14 protein-coding genes are annotated in these 15,284 nt (G+C 72.4%); 7 read left to right on the top strand and 7 right to left on the bottom strand.

From position 1 onward, the window contains the following. The first annotated feature begins 202 nt into the window (after positions 1-202). The 3 genes from R4P08_RS08805 (at position 203) to R4P08_RS08795 (ending at position 3,327) form a co-directional block, all read left to right on the top strand. Entirely contained in the window at positions 203-952 is a 750-nt protein-coding gene (locus R4P08_RS08805; RefSeq protein ID WP_317813421.1) for a hypothetical protein, read from the top strand. A 291-nt stretch (positions 953-1,243) separates the two neighbouring features. After that, positions 1,244-2,551 carry a hypothetical protein gene (locus tag R4P08_RS08800; protein ID WP_317813420.1) on the top strand — a complete coding sequence of 436 codons (1,308 nt, stop codon included), beginning with the start codon at positions 1,244-1,246 and terminating at the stop codon, positions 2,549-2,551. Positions 2,552-2,709: 158 nt separating this feature from the next. Further along, positions 2,710-3,327 (top strand): hypothetical protein, encoded by a 618-nt coding sequence (locus tag R4P08_RS08795; protein ID WP_317813419.1) that lies wholly within the window; start codon positions 2,710-2,712, stop codon positions 3,325-3,327. A gap of 72 nt (positions 3,328-3,399) precedes the next feature. Here R4P08_RS08795 and R4P08_RS08790 read toward each other — a convergent pair whose 3' ends face one another. The 3 genes from R4P08_RS08790 to R4P08_RS08780 are packed head-to-tail and all read right to left on the bottom strand — an operon-like array spanning position 3,400 to position 6,616. After that, entirely contained in the window at positions 3,400-4,389 is a 990-nt protein-coding gene (locus tag R4P08_RS08790; RefSeq protein ID WP_317813418.1) for a 1,4-dihydroxy-2-naphthoate polyprenyltransferase, read from the bottom strand. Next, on the bottom strand, positions 4,386-5,612 hold the full coding sequence (gene menE / locus R4P08_RS08785; protein WP_317813417.1) for an o-succinylbenzoate--CoA ligase: 1,227 nt from the start codon (positions 5,610-5,612) through the stop codon (positions 4,386-4,388). The genes R4P08_RS08790 and menE overlap by 4 nt, the downstream gene beginning before the upstream one ends. Before the next feature lie 17 nt (positions 5,613-5,629). Then, positions 5,630-6,616 (bottom strand): 1,4-dihydroxy-2-naphthoyl-CoA synthase, encoded by a 987-nt coding sequence (locus R4P08_RS08780; protein WP_317813415.1) that lies wholly within the window; start codon positions 6,614-6,616, stop codon positions 5,630-5,632. A 23-nt stretch (positions 6,617-6,639) separates the two neighbouring features. Between R4P08_RS08780 and R4P08_RS08775 the strand changes: the two genes are divergently transcribed. Beyond that, the gene (locus tag R4P08_RS08775) at positions 6,640-7,794 is read left to right on the top strand and encodes an o-succinylbenzoate synthase (protein WP_317813414.1); all 1,155 of its coding nucleotides are present in this window, start codon (positions 6,640-6,642) and stop codon (positions 7,792-7,794) included. A gap of 68 nt (positions 7,795-7,862) precedes the next feature. Here the strand turns inward: R4P08_RS08775 and R4P08_RS08770 are convergent, their stop codons facing one another. The 3 genes from R4P08_RS08770 to R4P08_RS08760 all read right to left on the bottom strand — a co-directional run bounded on the left by R4P08_RS08770 (position 7,863) and on the right by R4P08_RS08760 (position 10,408). Continuing rightward, positions 7,863-8,162: a DUF1330 domain-containing protein gene (locus tag R4P08_RS08770; protein ID WP_317813413.1), complete on the bottom strand. Its 300-nt coding sequence runs from the start codon at positions 8,160-8,162 to the stop codon at positions 7,863-7,865. A gap of 288 nt (positions 8,163-8,450) precedes the next feature. Next, on the bottom strand, positions 8,451-9,407 hold the full coding sequence (locus R4P08_RS08765) for a hypothetical protein (protein ID WP_317813412.1): 957 nt from the start codon (positions 9,405-9,407) through the stop codon (positions 8,451-8,453). A gap of 410 nt (positions 9,408-9,817) precedes the next feature. Beyond that, on the bottom strand, positions 9,818-10,408 hold the full coding sequence (locus tag R4P08_RS08760; protein WP_317813411.1) for a flavin reductase family protein: 591 nt from the start codon (positions 10,406-10,408) through the stop codon (positions 9,818-9,820). 146 nt (positions 10,409-10,554) lie between these two features. On the opposite strand from R4P08_RS08760, the gene R4P08_RS08755 reads away from it, so the two are divergent. Further along, positions 10,555-12,036 (top strand): WS/DGAT domain-containing protein, encoded by a 1,482-nt coding sequence (locus tag R4P08_RS08755; protein WP_317813410.1) that lies wholly within the window; start codon positions 10,555-10,557, stop codon positions 12,034-12,036. Positions 12,037-12,106: 70 nt separating this feature from the next. On the opposite strand, the gene R4P08_RS08750 is transcribed toward R4P08_RS08755, so the two are convergent. Continuing rightward, on the bottom strand, positions 12,107-12,724 hold the full coding sequence (locus R4P08_RS08750) for a DUF664 domain-containing protein (protein WP_317813408.1): 618 nt from the start codon (positions 12,722-12,724) through the stop codon (positions 12,107-12,109). Positions 12,725-12,896: 172 nt separating this feature from the next. Between R4P08_RS08750 and menD the strand changes: the two genes are divergently transcribed. Both menD and R4P08_RS08740 read left to right on the top strand, forming a co-directional pair. Then, positions 12,897-14,747: a 2-succinyl-5-enolpyruvyl-6-hydroxy-3-cyclohexene-1-carboxylic-acid synthase gene (menD, locus tag R4P08_RS08745; protein WP_317813407.1), complete on the top strand. Its 1,851-nt coding sequence runs from the start codon at positions 12,897-12,899 to the stop codon at positions 14,745-14,747. Continuing rightward, positions 14,744-15,259, top strand: coding sequence for a DUF3592 domain-containing protein (locus R4P08_RS08740; protein ID WP_317813406.1), 516 nt, complete (start codon positions 14,744-14,746; stop codon positions 15,257-15,259). The genes menD and R4P08_RS08740 overlap by 4 nt, the downstream gene beginning before the upstream one ends. Positions 15,260-15,284 lie beyond the last annotated feature (25 nt).

Here is a 15,284-nt window from a genome sequence, read left to right as displayed (position 1 = left end):
GCGGGGGGGGGGGCCCCGGGGGGGGGGCTGGGCTTGCCCCCCTGGGGGGCGGGTGTTGGGGGGGGCTCCCCCGGGGGGCGCCGGTTTGACCGCCGCCCGGGGGCCCCCGACTGCGCGATAGAGTCCACGCATCGCCCGAGTCGCCCCTCACACAGTGGTGGCGTGCCACGGCGCCCACCGCCATCGAAGGGGCTATATCGCCATGTTCACCCGCAAGGTCGTCACCGTCTCGGCAGCCGCGCTCGCGGTGCTCGCCCTCTCCGTCCCCATCGTCAGCGCGCAGGACGGGGACTCCGGGTCCGACGGCGTCGGGGCCGGTAGTGCGGAGCTGGGCAGTCTGGACGCGGGCAGCCTGCTGGGCGGCAGTCTCGAGGCGGGAGGTCTCGGGGACGGCAGCGCCGCAGGTGGCGGTTCCGGGGGCGGCAGCAGCGAGGGTTCCGGCGAGTCCGGCAGCGTCGAGTCCGGCAGCCTCGACTCCGCCAGCGGGGACGACACCAGCCTCGGCGACCTGGTGCCGGACTCCGAGGCCACGTGCGAGCTCCCCGACCTGGGCGGCTCGGTGGCCAAGTTCTACCCGCTGTTCGGGATCTCGGGTATCCCGTCCGGGGTACTCGACCTGGTGACCTCCGCGCTCGGCTCGTTCCCGAACGTCCTCGACATGGTCGCGGGAGAGGGCGGCGGAGCCGCGTTGGTCGGCGACACCGGATCGTTGGCAGCGCCCCTGTGCACCTCGATCTTCGGCGGTGAGATGGTCCTGCCTCCGGTCACCGTGATCGTCGACGGCGACGAGAACCCGATCTCCACCGTCACCGGCACGGTCACGCCCGGCTCCACCACCGCGGTCACTTCCACCACCGCGGTCACCTCCACCACCGCGGTCACCTCCGCCGCCACCGGGGGAGGCATCGGAACCGCGTCCGTCCCGACGAGCGTCCCGACTCCCGGCGCCTGACCTTCCCGCCCGGCACTATCGCGGCCCGGCCCCCGAATGCGGGGCCGGGCCGTCGTTGTTCCAGCGGTCGTACCCGCGACCCTCCGTGTTCCTCCGCGGCCTCGATAAGCGGCTATCCATCCATGTCATATACCCCCCGGGGAATGTGACCAGTGTGGTTAGAGTGGTAGATGTGATTGATGAGTCAGAACTAGACAGTTGGTGTGTGTGTGGTTAGAGTGGCACCAGTAATGGTCTGAACTCCCATATCCGGGGAGTGAGCGATCGAACCCCTCCGGAAGGAACCAGCCGATGCGTGCTCGCCTCGCCCGTCCTCGTCGTATCGTCCGGGGTCGCCTCGTCGCCCCCGTCGCAGCCGCAGCCGCTGTCGCCCTCGTGGCCGGCGTCGTCGTCTCCACCCCTGACGCCCCCACCGTGCGCGGTGACGTCCAGACCGTCGCCGTGACCGCCCCGGCCTTCAACGCCGGCGCCTCCTACTCGTTCAACCTCCAGGGTCTCCTGGATACGGCCGCGCCCGGGACCGCCATCACCGGCGTCACCGGCCTACCCGAGGGCCTCACCTACTCGAACGGGACGATCTCCGGGACCACCGCGACCTCCGGCATGTACACCGTGCAGGTCTCCGGCACGGCGGGCGGCCGGGCCGTCACGGTCCCAGTGACCCTCACGGTCAACGATTCCAACGGCACGGCGCCGGCTGGTGCCGAGGGCGGATCGACCGCGGCAGTCGAGGGCAGCCTCGGCGGCGCGCAGGCCGAGGCCGGTGGCCAGGTCACCACCGGGTCCGCCGGGACCGACGCGATCCTCGGCGCGGTCGTGAGCATCGTCACCTCCGTGGGGGGCGACGCCGCGGCTGACCTCGTGACCGGCTCCCTCGGCACCGGCGAGCCCGCGCCGGGCGAGAACCTGCCCGAGAACCCGACCGCCCCGTTCGGCAGCGACGCGAACGGTCAGCTCAACCTCGGCAGCCTCGGGGGCGGCACCCCGGACAGCAATCTCCCGGACGGCAACACCCCGGACACCACCACCCCGGACACCGGCTCGCTCGGCCTGCCGGGTTCCACCACCACCGCCGGTGGCGACGCGACCGGCGAGACCACCGGTGGATTCGACACCCAGAGCCTGGGCCCGCTGGCCCCGCTGGGCTCGCTGCTCGACACCGGCGGACAGACCGGGTCCACCACCGAGGGTGACACCACGACCGGTGGCACCACGACCGGCGCCAACCTGACCGGCGACCTCACCGGGGGTGGCGAGATCACCATCCCGGGGTCGACCACCGCGACGGACACCGGTTCCCTCGGCAACCTGGCCCCCGGCCTCGCGCTGACGGGTGCGGCGCTGCTCGGCCTGGCCGGGCTGAGCCTCGTGCTCAACGGTGGGTCCTCGACCCCGGGCTCCACCTCGCTGCTGCCGGCCCTTCCGGGCTCGACCAGCACCGGTGGCGGCACGACCGGCGGAGGCTCGCTCGACTCGACCAGCACCGGTGGCGACACGAACGGCGGAGGCTCGACCGGTTCGACCGCTCCGACCGTCGCCGCGGGTGCCCCGAGCACGGTCCAGGCTCCCGGGCCGACCGTCGCGAACGGTCGCGGCTGACCACTGAACTCCCGGCGGTCGCGTAGGCCGCTGGTGACCACTTACACCCCGGTGTCCATCTCAGAACGTGAGATGGCCGCCGGGGTGTCGTGGTCGGGTGGGTTACCGTGGCTTGAAGTCGTGGAGCCACTGCGACAGGCATTCTCGAAAGGCCCGCTATGCAGATCTCCCGTCCCGTTGTCGCCTCAGCCATCGCTCTCGCCGCCATGGCGGTGACCGGAGTCGCGTCCGGGAAAGTGGAGGCGCCCGAGTCCGCGCCCATCGTGGTGGAGGCCGGCGACGTGGCCCCCGTCGCGCTGCCGTCGCTGACGTTCCGGGTCGGTGAGTACGTCGAGCGGCGGGTCAGTGACTACGTCACCCCGCCCCCGGGCGCCTCGATCCAGTTCCAGGGGCTGCCGCCCGGGTTGACCTACGATCCGGTCACCACCGCGATCAAGGGCACTCCCACCGTCGCGGGCGTCTACAAGCCCGTCGCGACCGCCTCCATCTTCGGGGTCCCGGTACGCACGGAGTCCACCACCGTCACCGTCACCGGTGGGGGTGGCGGCGCTGCCCCGGCCCCGGCGCCTTCACCAGGCCGCGCGCCGGCTCCCGCGCCCGCGCCTGCTCCGGCCCCCGCGCCTGCTCCGGCGCCCGGGACGATCAACATCAACGACATCCAGTCGCTTCCCCTGCCGCAGCCCGTCAAGGACGCGCTGCTGGGGGCCGCACTGGCTGTCAACAACGGGATCCAGGCAGCCTGGGGCGTCGTCCCCGCCGGCTCGCTCGGCAAGTAACCCGTAGAACAGCGGCGGCCGGCCCCCCTCGGGAGGCCGGCCGCCGTCGTCGTGCGTGCGGGGTGCGCTTCCCTACAGGGACGCGATGAGGAATCCCGCGCTGATCAGCGCACTCCAGACGAGCATCGCGATCCCGGCCTTCCCCAGCGCGGGGATGAGGTCGGCCCCGGTGGCCCGGGCCCGCACCGGGGCGTTGGCCTTCCACGCCACCGGCATCGCGAGCAGCCCGAGCAGCGCCCACGGCGTCGCGGGGATCAGGGCCAGGGTGGCCAGGAGCGGCACCAGCAGTTCGAGCACGGCGTGCAGCCCGCGGGTCCGGGAGTCGCCCAGCCGCACGGCGAGAGTGATCTTGCCCGACTCGGTGTCCGAGGGGATGTCCCGCAGGTTGTTGGTGAGGTTGACCGCGCAGGAGAAGCTGCCCACCGCGACGGCCGCGACCACCGCGTACCAGGTCACCGAGCCGAGTTGGGTGAACTGGGTGCCGATCACGGCCACCAGACCGAAGAATACGAACACCGCGACCTCGCCGAGTCCGCGGTAGCCGTACGGCGAGGACCCGCCGGTGTAGAACCACGCCGCGAGGATGCACGCCAGGCCCACGAGGATCAGCCACGGCGCCGAGGTCGCGCTCAGCACGATCCCGGCGAGCCCGCCCAGTCCGAGAAACCCGAACGCGGCCAGCTTGACCGCGGCCGGGCGTGCCAGCCCCGAGCCCACCAGGCGCAGGGGGCCCACGCGGGCGTCGTCCGTGCCGCGGATCCCATCGGAGTAGTCGTTGGCGTAGTTGACGCCCACGATGAACGACCACGCCACCACCAGCGCCAACAGCGCCTGCCACCAGACAAAGCCCCCGGCCAGCCCCGCGGCGGCCGAACCCACGAGCACCGGCGCGAACGCGTTGGGCCAGGTCCGCGGGCGCGCGCCCTCGAGCCAGTCGGGCAGTCTGGCGTCCGCGGGCTGGGCGGGCGGCTGGGTGGGCGACCCTGCGGGCGGCTCGGTGGGGGGTTCGACGGGCGGTTCGGCGGGCGGCTCAGAGGTGGGGAAGTCGGTCTCGCGGGTCATTCCCCGATTGTCCCATCGACGAACCCGGCCGCGACCGCCCGCCGGTCCACCTTGCCGCCGGGCAGCGTCGGCAGCGCGTCCACGACGGCCACCGCGGCGGGTGCGGAGTGCGCCCCGAGCAGCCCGGTGACGTGCGCGCGCAGCTCGTCGGTGGTCGCCGCGGACCGCAGCGTGGCCGCCGCGACCGGGCGCGTGCCCAGGCGGGGGTCGGGGATCCCGACGACGACGACGTCGACCACCGCACTGTGCATTCGGAGTGCGTCCTCGAGGGTCTGCGGGAGGAGCGTCAGCCCACCCACGCTCAGCGCCTCGTCGAGCCGGCCGAGGATCCGCAGTCGGCCGCCGGAGTCGATGCGACCGGCGTCGTCGGTGCGGAACCATCCCTCCCGGGCGAACGCCACGTGCTCGGGCGCGTTCCGGTACCCCAGTGCCAGTTGCGGGCCGGCCAGCCAGACGCGGCCCTCGTCGTCGTCGATCTCGATCCGTACCCCGTCGAGCGGACGGCCGTCGTAGACGCACCCGCCGGCGGTCTCGCTCATGCCGTAGGTGCGGACCACGCGGATGCCGGCGTCGGCGGCGCGGGCGAGCAGGTCCGGGGCGGAGGCGGCGCCGCCGAGGAGCACGGCGTCGAGGGCGGCGAGCGCGGCCACGGCGTCGGGTGAGCCCTCGTCCAGGACCTTGGCCAGTTGGCCCGGCACCAGGGAGGTGTACGCGCGAGCCGCCCCGCCTGCGCTCGCGCCAGCGCCCGTGCCGACGGCCGCACCGGTTCCCGTGCACTCGGCCACGGCGTCGGGCAGGGCGGCGGGGTCGAATCCGCCGGTCACGTCCACCACCACCGGCTCGTGCCCGGCGCGCAGGCTGCGGAGGATCACCTGGATTCCGGCGATGTGATGGGCCGGCAGGGCGAGGATCCAGCGGCCCGGCCCGCCGAGGACGGCGTCGGTCGCGGTGGCCGAGGCCTCCAGCGCGGCAGCGGAGAGCATCGCGCCCTTGGGGGTTCCGGTGGAACCGGAGGTGCTCACCACCAGCGCGGCGCGCTCGTCGATCGGTTCACCCGGCCGCTGGGTGTCCTCGAGGAGGCGGGTGCGCGCGGGGTCCTCGGCCGGCACGGGCAGCAGCGCCGGCCCGCGGTCGGCGAGCATCTCCTCGAACGCCGGGAAGAGCTCGGCCACCGCCGGGCCACCGGGGACGGGCAGGGTGCGCAGTTCGCGGGATGCGGTCATGGTCTGCGATCGGAGGGTCAGTAGTAGTAGGGGTAGTCGTCCCAGTTGGGCTCGCGCTTCTCCAGGAAGGCGTCGCGCCCCTCCACGGCCTCGTCGGTCATGTAGGCCAGGCGGGTGGCCTCGCCGGCGAACACCTGCTGGCCCATCAGCCCGTCGTCGGTGAGGTTGAAGGCGAACTTGAGCATCCGCTGCGCGGTCGGGGACTTGCCGTTGATCTGCCGCGCCCACTCGATGGCGGTGCTCTCCAGCTCGGCGTGGTCGATCACGCGGTTGACCGCGCCCATCTGGAACATCTCCTCGGCGGTGTACGGCTGGCCCAGGAAGAAGATCTCGCGCGCGAACTTCTGGCCCACCTGCTTGGCCAGGTAGGCGCTGCCGTAACCGCCGTCGAACGAGCCCACGTCGGCGTCGGTCTGCTTGAACCGGGCGTGCTCGCGGGAGGCCAGGGTCAGGTCGCTCACCACGTGCAGGGAGTGCCCGCCGCCGGCTGCCCAGCCGTTGACCAGGCAGATCACGACCTTGGGCATGGTGCGGATGAGCCGCTGGACCTCGAGGATGTGCAGCCGCCCGCCCTCGGCCTTGACGCGCGCCTCGTCGACGCCCGCGCGGCCGGCGGCGGCGACGTCCGAGTCGTGGTCGGTGGCGTACTGGTAGCCCGACCGGCCGCGGATCCGCTGGTCGCCGCCCGAACAGAACGCCCAGCCTCCGTCCTTGGCGCTCGGCCCGTTGCCGGTGAACAGCACGGTGCCCACGTCGGGGGAGCGGCGGGCGTGGTCGAACACGCGGTAGAGCTCGTCCACGGTGTGCGGGCGGAAGGCGTTGCGCACCTCGGGGCGGTCGAAGGCGATCCGGACGATCCCGTTGATCCGGCCCTCGCCCACGTGCCGGTGATACGTGAGGTCGGTGAGGTCGACCCCGTTCCGGAAGCCCTCGACCTCCCGCCACTGCGTGGGGTCGAACGGGTTCCCGGCGGCGGCGTCTTCGGTCTTGTGCTGCTCAGTCATGGGTTCGACGTTAGCGTGGACCCATGACATCCGTACCGGGCCCCGAGTCGATCGACGATCTGCTCGGCCGGGTGCACGTGGTGGCCCTGCCCATGCTGGTGCGGTTCCGCGGCATCACCGAGAGGGAGGTCGCGCTGGTCGACGGCCCGGCGGGTTGGGGCGAGTTCGGCGCCTTCCCGGAGTACCGCGACCCCGAGGCCGCCCACTGGCTTCGCTCGGCGATGGAGATGGCGTGGCAGGGGCCGCCGCCGGCGCTCCGGTCGCGGGTCGCGGTCAACGCGACGGTCCCCGCGGTCGCCGCGGGCGAGGTGGCGGGCATCCTCGAGCGGTTCCCCGGCTGCACCACGGTCAAGGTCAAGGTGGCGGAGAAGGGGCAGCAGCTGGTCGACGACGTCGCCCGCATCGCCGCCGTCCTGCAGGCCCGCCCCGGCGCCCGCATCCGGGTGGACGCCAACGGCGCGTGGTCGGTCGCCGAGGCCGCGCACGCCGTGCGGGTCCTGGACCAGGCCGTCCGCGCGGTCGACGCCACCCGCGCTCCGGGCACCGGCCCGGTCGCCCTCGACGGCCCCGGCCTGGAATACGTCGAGCAGCCCTGCGCCACGGTCGAGGAGCTGGTGGAGCTGCGTGCGCGGCTGGCAGCCGACGGCGTGCACGTGGACGTGGCCGCCGACGAGTCCATCCGCCGCGCCTCCGACCCCCTGCGCGTGATCCGGGCGGGCGGCGCTGACCGGGCCGTGGTCAAGGTCGCGCCGCTGGGCGGGCCCAGCCGGCTGCTGGCCGTGGCCGCCGAAATCGGGGTGCCGGTCACCGTCTCAAGCGCTCTCGACTCGGCGGTGGGCGTGTCCGCGGGGGTCGCGGCAGCGGCCGCGTTACCGGGGGGCGGCGGCGCCGGGGTCGGCGGTGGGAACGCGACGCGCGGGGCCGGCGGCCGAGGGTCCGACGGCCGAGGGCCCGGCGGCCGAGGGTCCGACGACGACGAGGTCCCCGCAGCCGGACTGGGCACCGGCGGGTTCTTCCTCGAGGACGTGGTCGAGCCGGGTGCGTTCTCGCTGGTGGACGGGCATCTCGCGGTGGTGGCGGTGGCCCCGGACCCGGCGCGGCTGGCGGGCCTGCGGGTGTGCGACGAGCGCCGCGACTGGTGGCTGGAGCGGATTCGCCGCTGCCACGCCCTCCTGTGATCCCTGTTTGCCCAGCTCGCCCCGCCCAGCGACGGCATCCGCCCGCGTCGGCATCCGCCCGCGTCGTCTCAGCTCCGGGGCTCTACGCGCAGGACCTGTGTCCGCGAGATCACCTCGTCGCGCTGATGCTCGTCGGCCAGGCGAGACCGGTCCGGATCGGCCATGTAGTCGGCCAGCGCGTCGTCGTCCGGCAGTTCGATCAGTTGCACCTCGAGCGGATCCCCCTCGCCCCGCCCCACGGTGGCGTGCCGAGACACCACGCGACCGTTGTGTCGGGGGAGTAGCTCGAGAACTGCGTCTTCGAAGGCGGCCAGTTCCGGTCCCTTCCCCGGGGACTCCCAGAGCAGGATGCACAGAGTGATCGGCATGCGTTTCATTCTGCAGTTTCCGAGGCGGGCCATGTGACTTGACGGGGATCAGCAGCCTGCTCGACCGGGACTCAACTCTTCAGCTCCAGCCGGGTTCGCACGGCCGGACACTGCCGCCCGTCAACATGGCGTCTCGCGTGTGCTTATGCGCAGGCGAGACGCCATGTTCAGGGGCGGCTGCGGTCGATGCGTACAGGCGCGCGAGCGAGACGCCAGGCGCGGGAGCGGCTGCCTCTTGGTATGCGGGCGTGCCAGGCGCGGGGGCAGGCCGAACCGGAAGTCAGGACCTCACGCGGCGCGACCCGGCCCGCGACCGAAGGACTCCTGGATCCGCATCGCCTCACGGACGATCATCACGATCCTGTTCCTCCGATAGTCCTCCCACTGCCACCGGCGGAAGATGTTGCCCAGGGATTCGATATCGTTCTGGCGCTTCTTCTCCTTGCGTAGCTTCGTGCGGACTTCCACCTCGCCGTCGTCGATCCCGTATTTTCCTGAGCCGTCTGCTTCCCCGACGAGATCCCAGTCCTCCCAATACATGTCCACGAAGGTCGACGACCCGTCCGGCAGGATGAACTCCCGCTGGAGCTGCGGCATCGGCAGGCCGGCGCGACTGATCGCGACCCTGCTGACCGACTCGAGGACTGACTGTGCGCCCTCATCGGCGAACGCCACCACGGCCCGGGCCCTGGATATCCCGACCCTGCCGGCGGCGGCCTCCAGTTCGACCGCCAGATCGGCCGCACTGCACAGCTCGCGGCGCAGTGCCTCGTCTGCTGCACAGACAGCGCCGGTGAACGGACTATTCCGCGCGACATCGACGATCGTCCGCGCGGGAGTCGTGACCGGGATGCCGTCCACCTCGATCACGGCGTCACCGAGATCGACGTTGTGACAGATCGCGTTCTCGCCGCGCCTGCTCCCGCTGCCCGGCCGATGCCTGGTGGTGGAGACGTGCCGGGTGTCCAGATCGTGTGCTGGGAGGCCGTGCAATACGAGCGCCGACGTATGCCACATCGCGGTGCCGGGACTGATGTGTCTCGCCGCGGCCCGGGATCGCATCTCGAGGATCGCCTCCGCCTCGTCGGGGCCGGTGGGAAGGTCGGAAGTGAGCGCATAGACGCCGTGTCGGACGCGGTAGAGATGCCCCGTGCGTTCCGCGTGCTCGCGCGCTCGGCGGCTGTAGCCACGGGCGAGGAGTTCGGGCGCGGTGATGATGAGTGGGCGGGGCCGATCAGTGCTCATGGCCAAGCAGTTTCGCCTGTGCGAACCCGACGAACCCCGGATCAGAGGCCGATCCCCGCACGACCTGTGGAGAGACCGGAGGCTGTGGTTTCCCGGGGTCGAGCACACGTTTGAGAATTGGAAATGCGGGTGAAGCCTTGTGACGCGGCTGGAACACAGCCGCACACCGTCAGCAGATTTCGCCAGCGCCAGCGCCATTGCTATCGCGTTTGCCAGCCGCACGCCGACATGGCGCCTCGCGCGTACGGATGCGCGGGCGGGACGCCATGTCCAGGAGCGGCAGCGGCCGGTGCACAAGCGCGCGAGCGAGACGCGATGTCCGGGAGCGGCCGGGAGCGGCTCTCGAATGCGGAGGCGGAACCACCTCGTCGTCGTCGCCGATAAGAACGCCCCGCCCGCCCCACGGCGACCTATTTCCTGGGCCGCGGCAGCTCCCGGGTGCGGGGGGCGAGGCCCCACTGGTGGCGGCCCAGGCGCGAGGGCGGCCGCAGCGCACTGAAATCGGGCAGGCCGTCGGCGGCCAGCACGTCGTCGGAGATCGCCACGCTCACCACGCGGCCGAGCATCATGACGCTGGTGCCGAGGTCGATCACGTCGTGGCGCACGCACTCGAACGCGATCGGCGCCTCCGCCACCCGCGGCACCGACACCGCGTCCGAGGCTTCGGCGGTCAGGCCGGTGGCGGCGAACTCGTCGACCTCCGGGGCGAACGGTGCGGAGGTGGCGTTCATGACCTCCATCAGCGATTCGCTGCCGATGTTCACCACGAACTCGCCGGTCTCCACCACGTTCCGGTAGGTGTCCTTGCGGCCGATCGAGGTCACGGACAGGATCGCCGGATCGGCGCAGGCGACGGTGAAGAACGAGTACGGCGCGAGGTTGGGGACCCCGTCGGCGGACACGCTCGAGACCCAGGCGATGGGCCGAGGGGCGATTGACGCCGTGAGCAGGGCGTACAGGCCCTTGGCGGGGGGATCCTCCGGCGTGTGGACGGTGCGCATGTGCCCATTCTGCCGTCGCCCTCCGGGATCGCGTGTGACGGGCGTCATACCTGCTCTAGCCTGAGGAGACGCTGACGCGGACGCGGACGCGAAGTGATGCGGTAGGCGGACAACGGGGGTCGGGGACGATGGCGGAGACGGACAGGATGAGGATCTCGCTGCGGGATCAGCTGTGGTTGCACATGGACCACCCCGACAACCTGATGTACATCAACTCCCTGCTGTGGTTCGCGGAGGTCCCCGACTGGGACAAGGTCACCGAGGCGATCGCCACCCGGATGGTCGGCCCCCACCCGGTGTTCCGGCGCGTGCCGGTCCGTGAGGGCCCCCGCTGGTACTGGGAGGACGACCCGGACTACGACATCTCCAGGCACCTGGTCCGCCGGCGCCTCCCCTCCCCGGGCGGGCGGGCCGAAGCCGAGGAGCACGTCGCCGAGCAGATGGGCGTCGCGCTCCCGGACGATCGCCCGATCTGGCGCGCCGAGTTCATCGAGGGGTACTGCGGGCAGGGCGCCGAGCCCGAAGGGGCACTGCTCCTCTTCCGCGTCCAGCACGGCATGGTCGACGGCATCCGGCTGACGCAGCTCATCCTGAGCCTGTGCGACCGCGACGACGACGCGCCGCTGCCCAGCGTGGGTCGCGACCTCTCGTCGGGCGGGGGCGGGATCCTGGGCGCGGTGGGCGCCGTGGGCAGTGTCGGTGCCGGGGTGATCAAGGACTCGGTGGGCATCGCGCGCGGCCTCACCGGCGCCACCATAAGATTCCCCGTGACGCTCACCCGGCTGGCCAGGGACGTCACCGCACCGGGCGGGAGCCTGACCCGGGTCCCCACCCGGGTGGTGGAGTCCCTGTCCAGCAATTTCGACCCCACCAACAGGTTGACCAACACGTACCGCTCGGTGTTCCGGATGCTGTTCGAGCCCAGGTCTCCCGAGCTGTCGTGGAGCGGCCGGGCCAATTCCCGGAAGGAGGTCTCCTGGATCTCCGGGCTGGACCTCGCCGCGGTCAAACGCGTGGCCGAGGTGCACGACACCACGGTCACCACCGTGATGATCGCCGCCGTCTCCAAGGCACTCACCGAGTACCTCGACGCCCACGGCGACCGCCCCGTCTCCGACATCAACCTCATGGTGCCGATGTCCGTCGCGCCGGCGGAGGAAGAACTCCCCGAAGAACTGGGCAACCACATCACGATCATCCTCATGCGCCTGCCGCTGGGGATCGACGACCCGAGCGAGCTCATCGACGCGATCACCGTCTCCATGAACCGGGTGCGCTTCTCCTTCGAGCCACACATCAACTTCGCTACCATGCTGGGCGTGGCCGTCACGCCCAGCCCGGTCGCCAACGCGGTGATCGACCTGTTCGCCAACAAGACCGTCGGCCAGCTCACCTCGGTACCCGGGCCGGTCTCGACCGTGCGGCTGGCCGGCACGCCGGTCGAGGGGATGCTCGGCTGGGTGCCGATGAGCGGCGACCAGGCGCTGGGCATCTGCATCTTCAGCTACAACGGCAAGGTCTCCGTGGGCATCGCCACCGACGCGGAGCTCGTGCCGGACCCCGGTCAGGTCGCCGGGATGATCGAGGGCCAGTTCGCGACGTTCGAGGGGTGGGACGACGAGGGCTGATCCCGCCGCAGCACCGCCTGACCAACCGCCGCGCGCCTCGCCACCCCGGCCCGCCACGTCTCTGCCGCCGTCACCACGCGGGCGCCGGCACCTCCGGGTGCGCGGCAAACCACGCGCCGATGTAGGACAAGTCGATGCCCTGGTCCTCGGCCTGGAGCTCGTACATCGTGCGCCCGTCGATCGCCTCGCGCAGGATGTCGGCGTGCCCGGAGTGGCGGGCGATCTCGTTCAGGGCGTGGAGCGCGGCCCAGCGGCCGTTGAACGGGGCCTGGCCCGGCGGGTACCAGGGCATCTCGGCGGGGACGGGGACCGTGGCGTCGAGGTCCGCGGCCCGCAGGTGCGCGAGCCCGGCAGCGCAGCGGCGGTCGTACTCGGCCAGGATCTCCTCAGAGGTGGCGTCGGGGTCGACCAGGTTGACGGTCTCGGCCCACGCGTAGGCCTCGGGCAGCGAACGCCCGGTGTCCGGCGGTTCGGGGGCGGCGGCGGCCCGGCCCAGCCAGCTCTCGGCGACCTCGCCGATGTGCAGGATCAGCCACCCCAGCGTCAGCTCGCTGGAGGGAACGGGGTGCGAGCGCAGCTGGTCGGCGGTCAGGCCGTGGGCGATCGAGCGGGCATTGACCAGCTCGGCATCGATCCACTCCAGCAGATTGGCCTTCTCGGTGGACGTGGTGGCGGGAAAGAACGGCATGACGACTCCTAGGCGGTAGCAGGGGTGTGAGCATGGGTGTGCGCGTACACGTCACGGAGCAGGCACATCTCCGCGCCGTGGTGGATGACCTCGCGGTTGATGTGCAGGATGAGTGCGGCCATCGAGTGCTCGGCCCACGGTCCCTCGGCCCCGCCCGATTAGGCTGGAGCCGATGAATCCCAGCCGGAGCACCCCGAGCAGCAGTAACCCCAGCACCGCGCAGGCCCGCGTCCTGGTGGACGAGCTGATCCGCCACGGGATCACCGACGCCGTGCTCTGCCCGGGTTCCCGCAGCGCCCCGCTCGCACTGGCCCTGGCGGCCGCCGAGCGGACCGGGCAAATGCGTCTGCACGTGCGGATCGACGAGCGGGGGGCGGGCTTCACGGCCCTGGGGCTCGCGCTGGGTTCCAATCGGCCGGTCCCCGTCGTCGTCACCTCGGGCACCGCCGTGGCCAACCTGCATCCCGCGATGGTCGAGGCAGCGCACTCCGGGGTTCCGATCCTGGCGCTGACCGCCAACCGGCCACCCGAGCTGCGCGGTACGGGCGCCAACCAGACCATCGACCAGGTGGGGTTGTTCGGCCCGCACGCCCGCGCGGTGATCGAACTGGGCGCGGCCGGCGACCCCGAGGCCGAGCACCGGCACTGGCGCTCGGCGATCGGCCGCGCCATCCTCACCGCCACCGCCTCGGCCCACCCCGGTCCGGTGCAGGTGGACATCGCGTTCCGCGAGCCGTTGGTGCCGGCCGAGGGCGACGAGGAGTTTGTCGTGGGGGCCGAACAGGCGGGCGACGACGACGAGACCGACAACGGCGACCTCTCCCGCGGACTCCCGGCGGGCCGTTCGGGCGGTCGACCGTGGGTCCACCGCGCGGGCGCGGGCGTCGACTCCGAGCCCGCCCACTCCGCCGTGGCGGTGAACCTCACCCGCCCCACCCTGGTCGTCTCGGGCGTCGGCGCCAGGCCCGTGGCCGGACTCGTGGGGGTGCCGACCGTCGCCGAACCCGGAGCCCCGGTCCCGCTGCACCCGGTGCACCCGCTGGCGGTGCCGGCGCTGCGACCGGAGCAGGTGATCGTCACCGGACGGCCGACGCTGCACCGGGCGGTCACCCGGCTGTTGGCGGACCCGGACATCGACCTGGTGATCCTGGACGCCGGCCCGCAGGCCCCCAACCCCACGGGCAGCGCGGCCGAGCTCGCCGATTCCGTGCTGACCGGGTGGGGCGTCGACGCCGAGTGGACCGAGCGGACGGGCCGCGCCGACGCCCACGCCCGCGCCGCCGTGGACCGGGTGCTGGACCGCCACCTCGAGACCGCCGCGCCGACCGGGCTGCACGTGGCACGGGCCGTGACCCGCGGCATGCGGGGCGGCGACAACCTGGTGGTGGGCGCGTCCAACGCGGTCCGCGACCTGTCCTACGTGGGCCCGCTGAATCCGGACGTGGCCGTGTACGCCAACCGGGGCGCCTCCGGGATCGACGGCACCGTGTCCACCGCGATCGGGGTGGCGATGTCCGCACCGGGACGCACGGTCGCGCTGCTCGGCGACCTGACGTTCCTGCACGACGTGTCGGGGCTCCTGCTCGGTCCCGCGGAGCGGCGGCCCGAGGACCTGACGATCGTGGTGGCCGACGACGACGGCGGCGGGATCTTCTCCCTCCTCGAGCAGGGGGACCCGCGCCTGGCCACCGACTTCGAGCGCGTCTTCGGCACCCCGCACGGCGCCGATCTGGCCGCCCTCTGCGCCGGCTTCGGGGTGCCCTTCACCGACACCGACCCCGTCGGGCTCGAGGAGATCCTCGCCGAGGCCGCGGTCGCCCACCGCGACATCGTGCCCGCCGGACTGCGGGTCGTGCGGGTGGCGACCAGTCGCGACGGCCTGCGTGAGCTCCACGGGCTGATGCGCGCGGAGGCCATGCGCTCGGAGGCGTCGCCCTCGAAGGCCATGCCCTCGGAGGCACCGCCCTCGGAGGCACCGCGCTCGGAGAACCAGCCGCCGGTCGGACACGGAGCCGACGGGTGACCCCGACCCCGGCCCCGGCCCCGACCCAGGCTGAGACCTCGACCCCGACGGTCCGGCAGACCGTCCGCTCGGTCCGGATCCGGAAGGTCGTGCGGGTCACCGCGCTCATCGTGGCGGTGTTCTCGCTGCTGACCGCCGTTCTCCTCCTGTTGGCCTGCCTCGTCAACGACCAGCGCATCGACCGCGACATGGGCAGCGCCACCGCGACCGTCACCGAGGTCACCGACCGACGGGCCGCCGTGGAGTTCGATGCCGGCAGTGGCCGTCACGTCCGGCCCGTGACCGGCGTGTTCTACCCGACCGGGCTGATCGAGGGTCAGCGGGTCCAGGTCGAGTTCCGTCGCGCCAACCCCGATCTCGTCCGGGTCTCGGGGCGCAGCTGGACCGTCGCCGTGCTGCCCGCGCTGAGCGTCCCCGCGGTGCTGGTGCCGCTGGCCGCGCTCGCGTATGCCGCCACGTCACCCAGGGTTCACCGGCCGACGCCACGAGTTCCCCGCACCGACCCGCGCTGATCACCGTCCGGTGGCCCGGGCGGGA

It is taken from the genome of Rhodococcus sp. IEGM 1408, from assembly GCF_033142235.1.
Lineage (GTDB): Bacteria > Actinomycetota > Actinomycetes > Mycobacteriales > Mycobacteriaceae > Dietzia.
The sequence above is the reverse complement of the archived record's forward strand: the minus strand, read 5'-3'. Positions and strand labels throughout refer to the sequence as shown.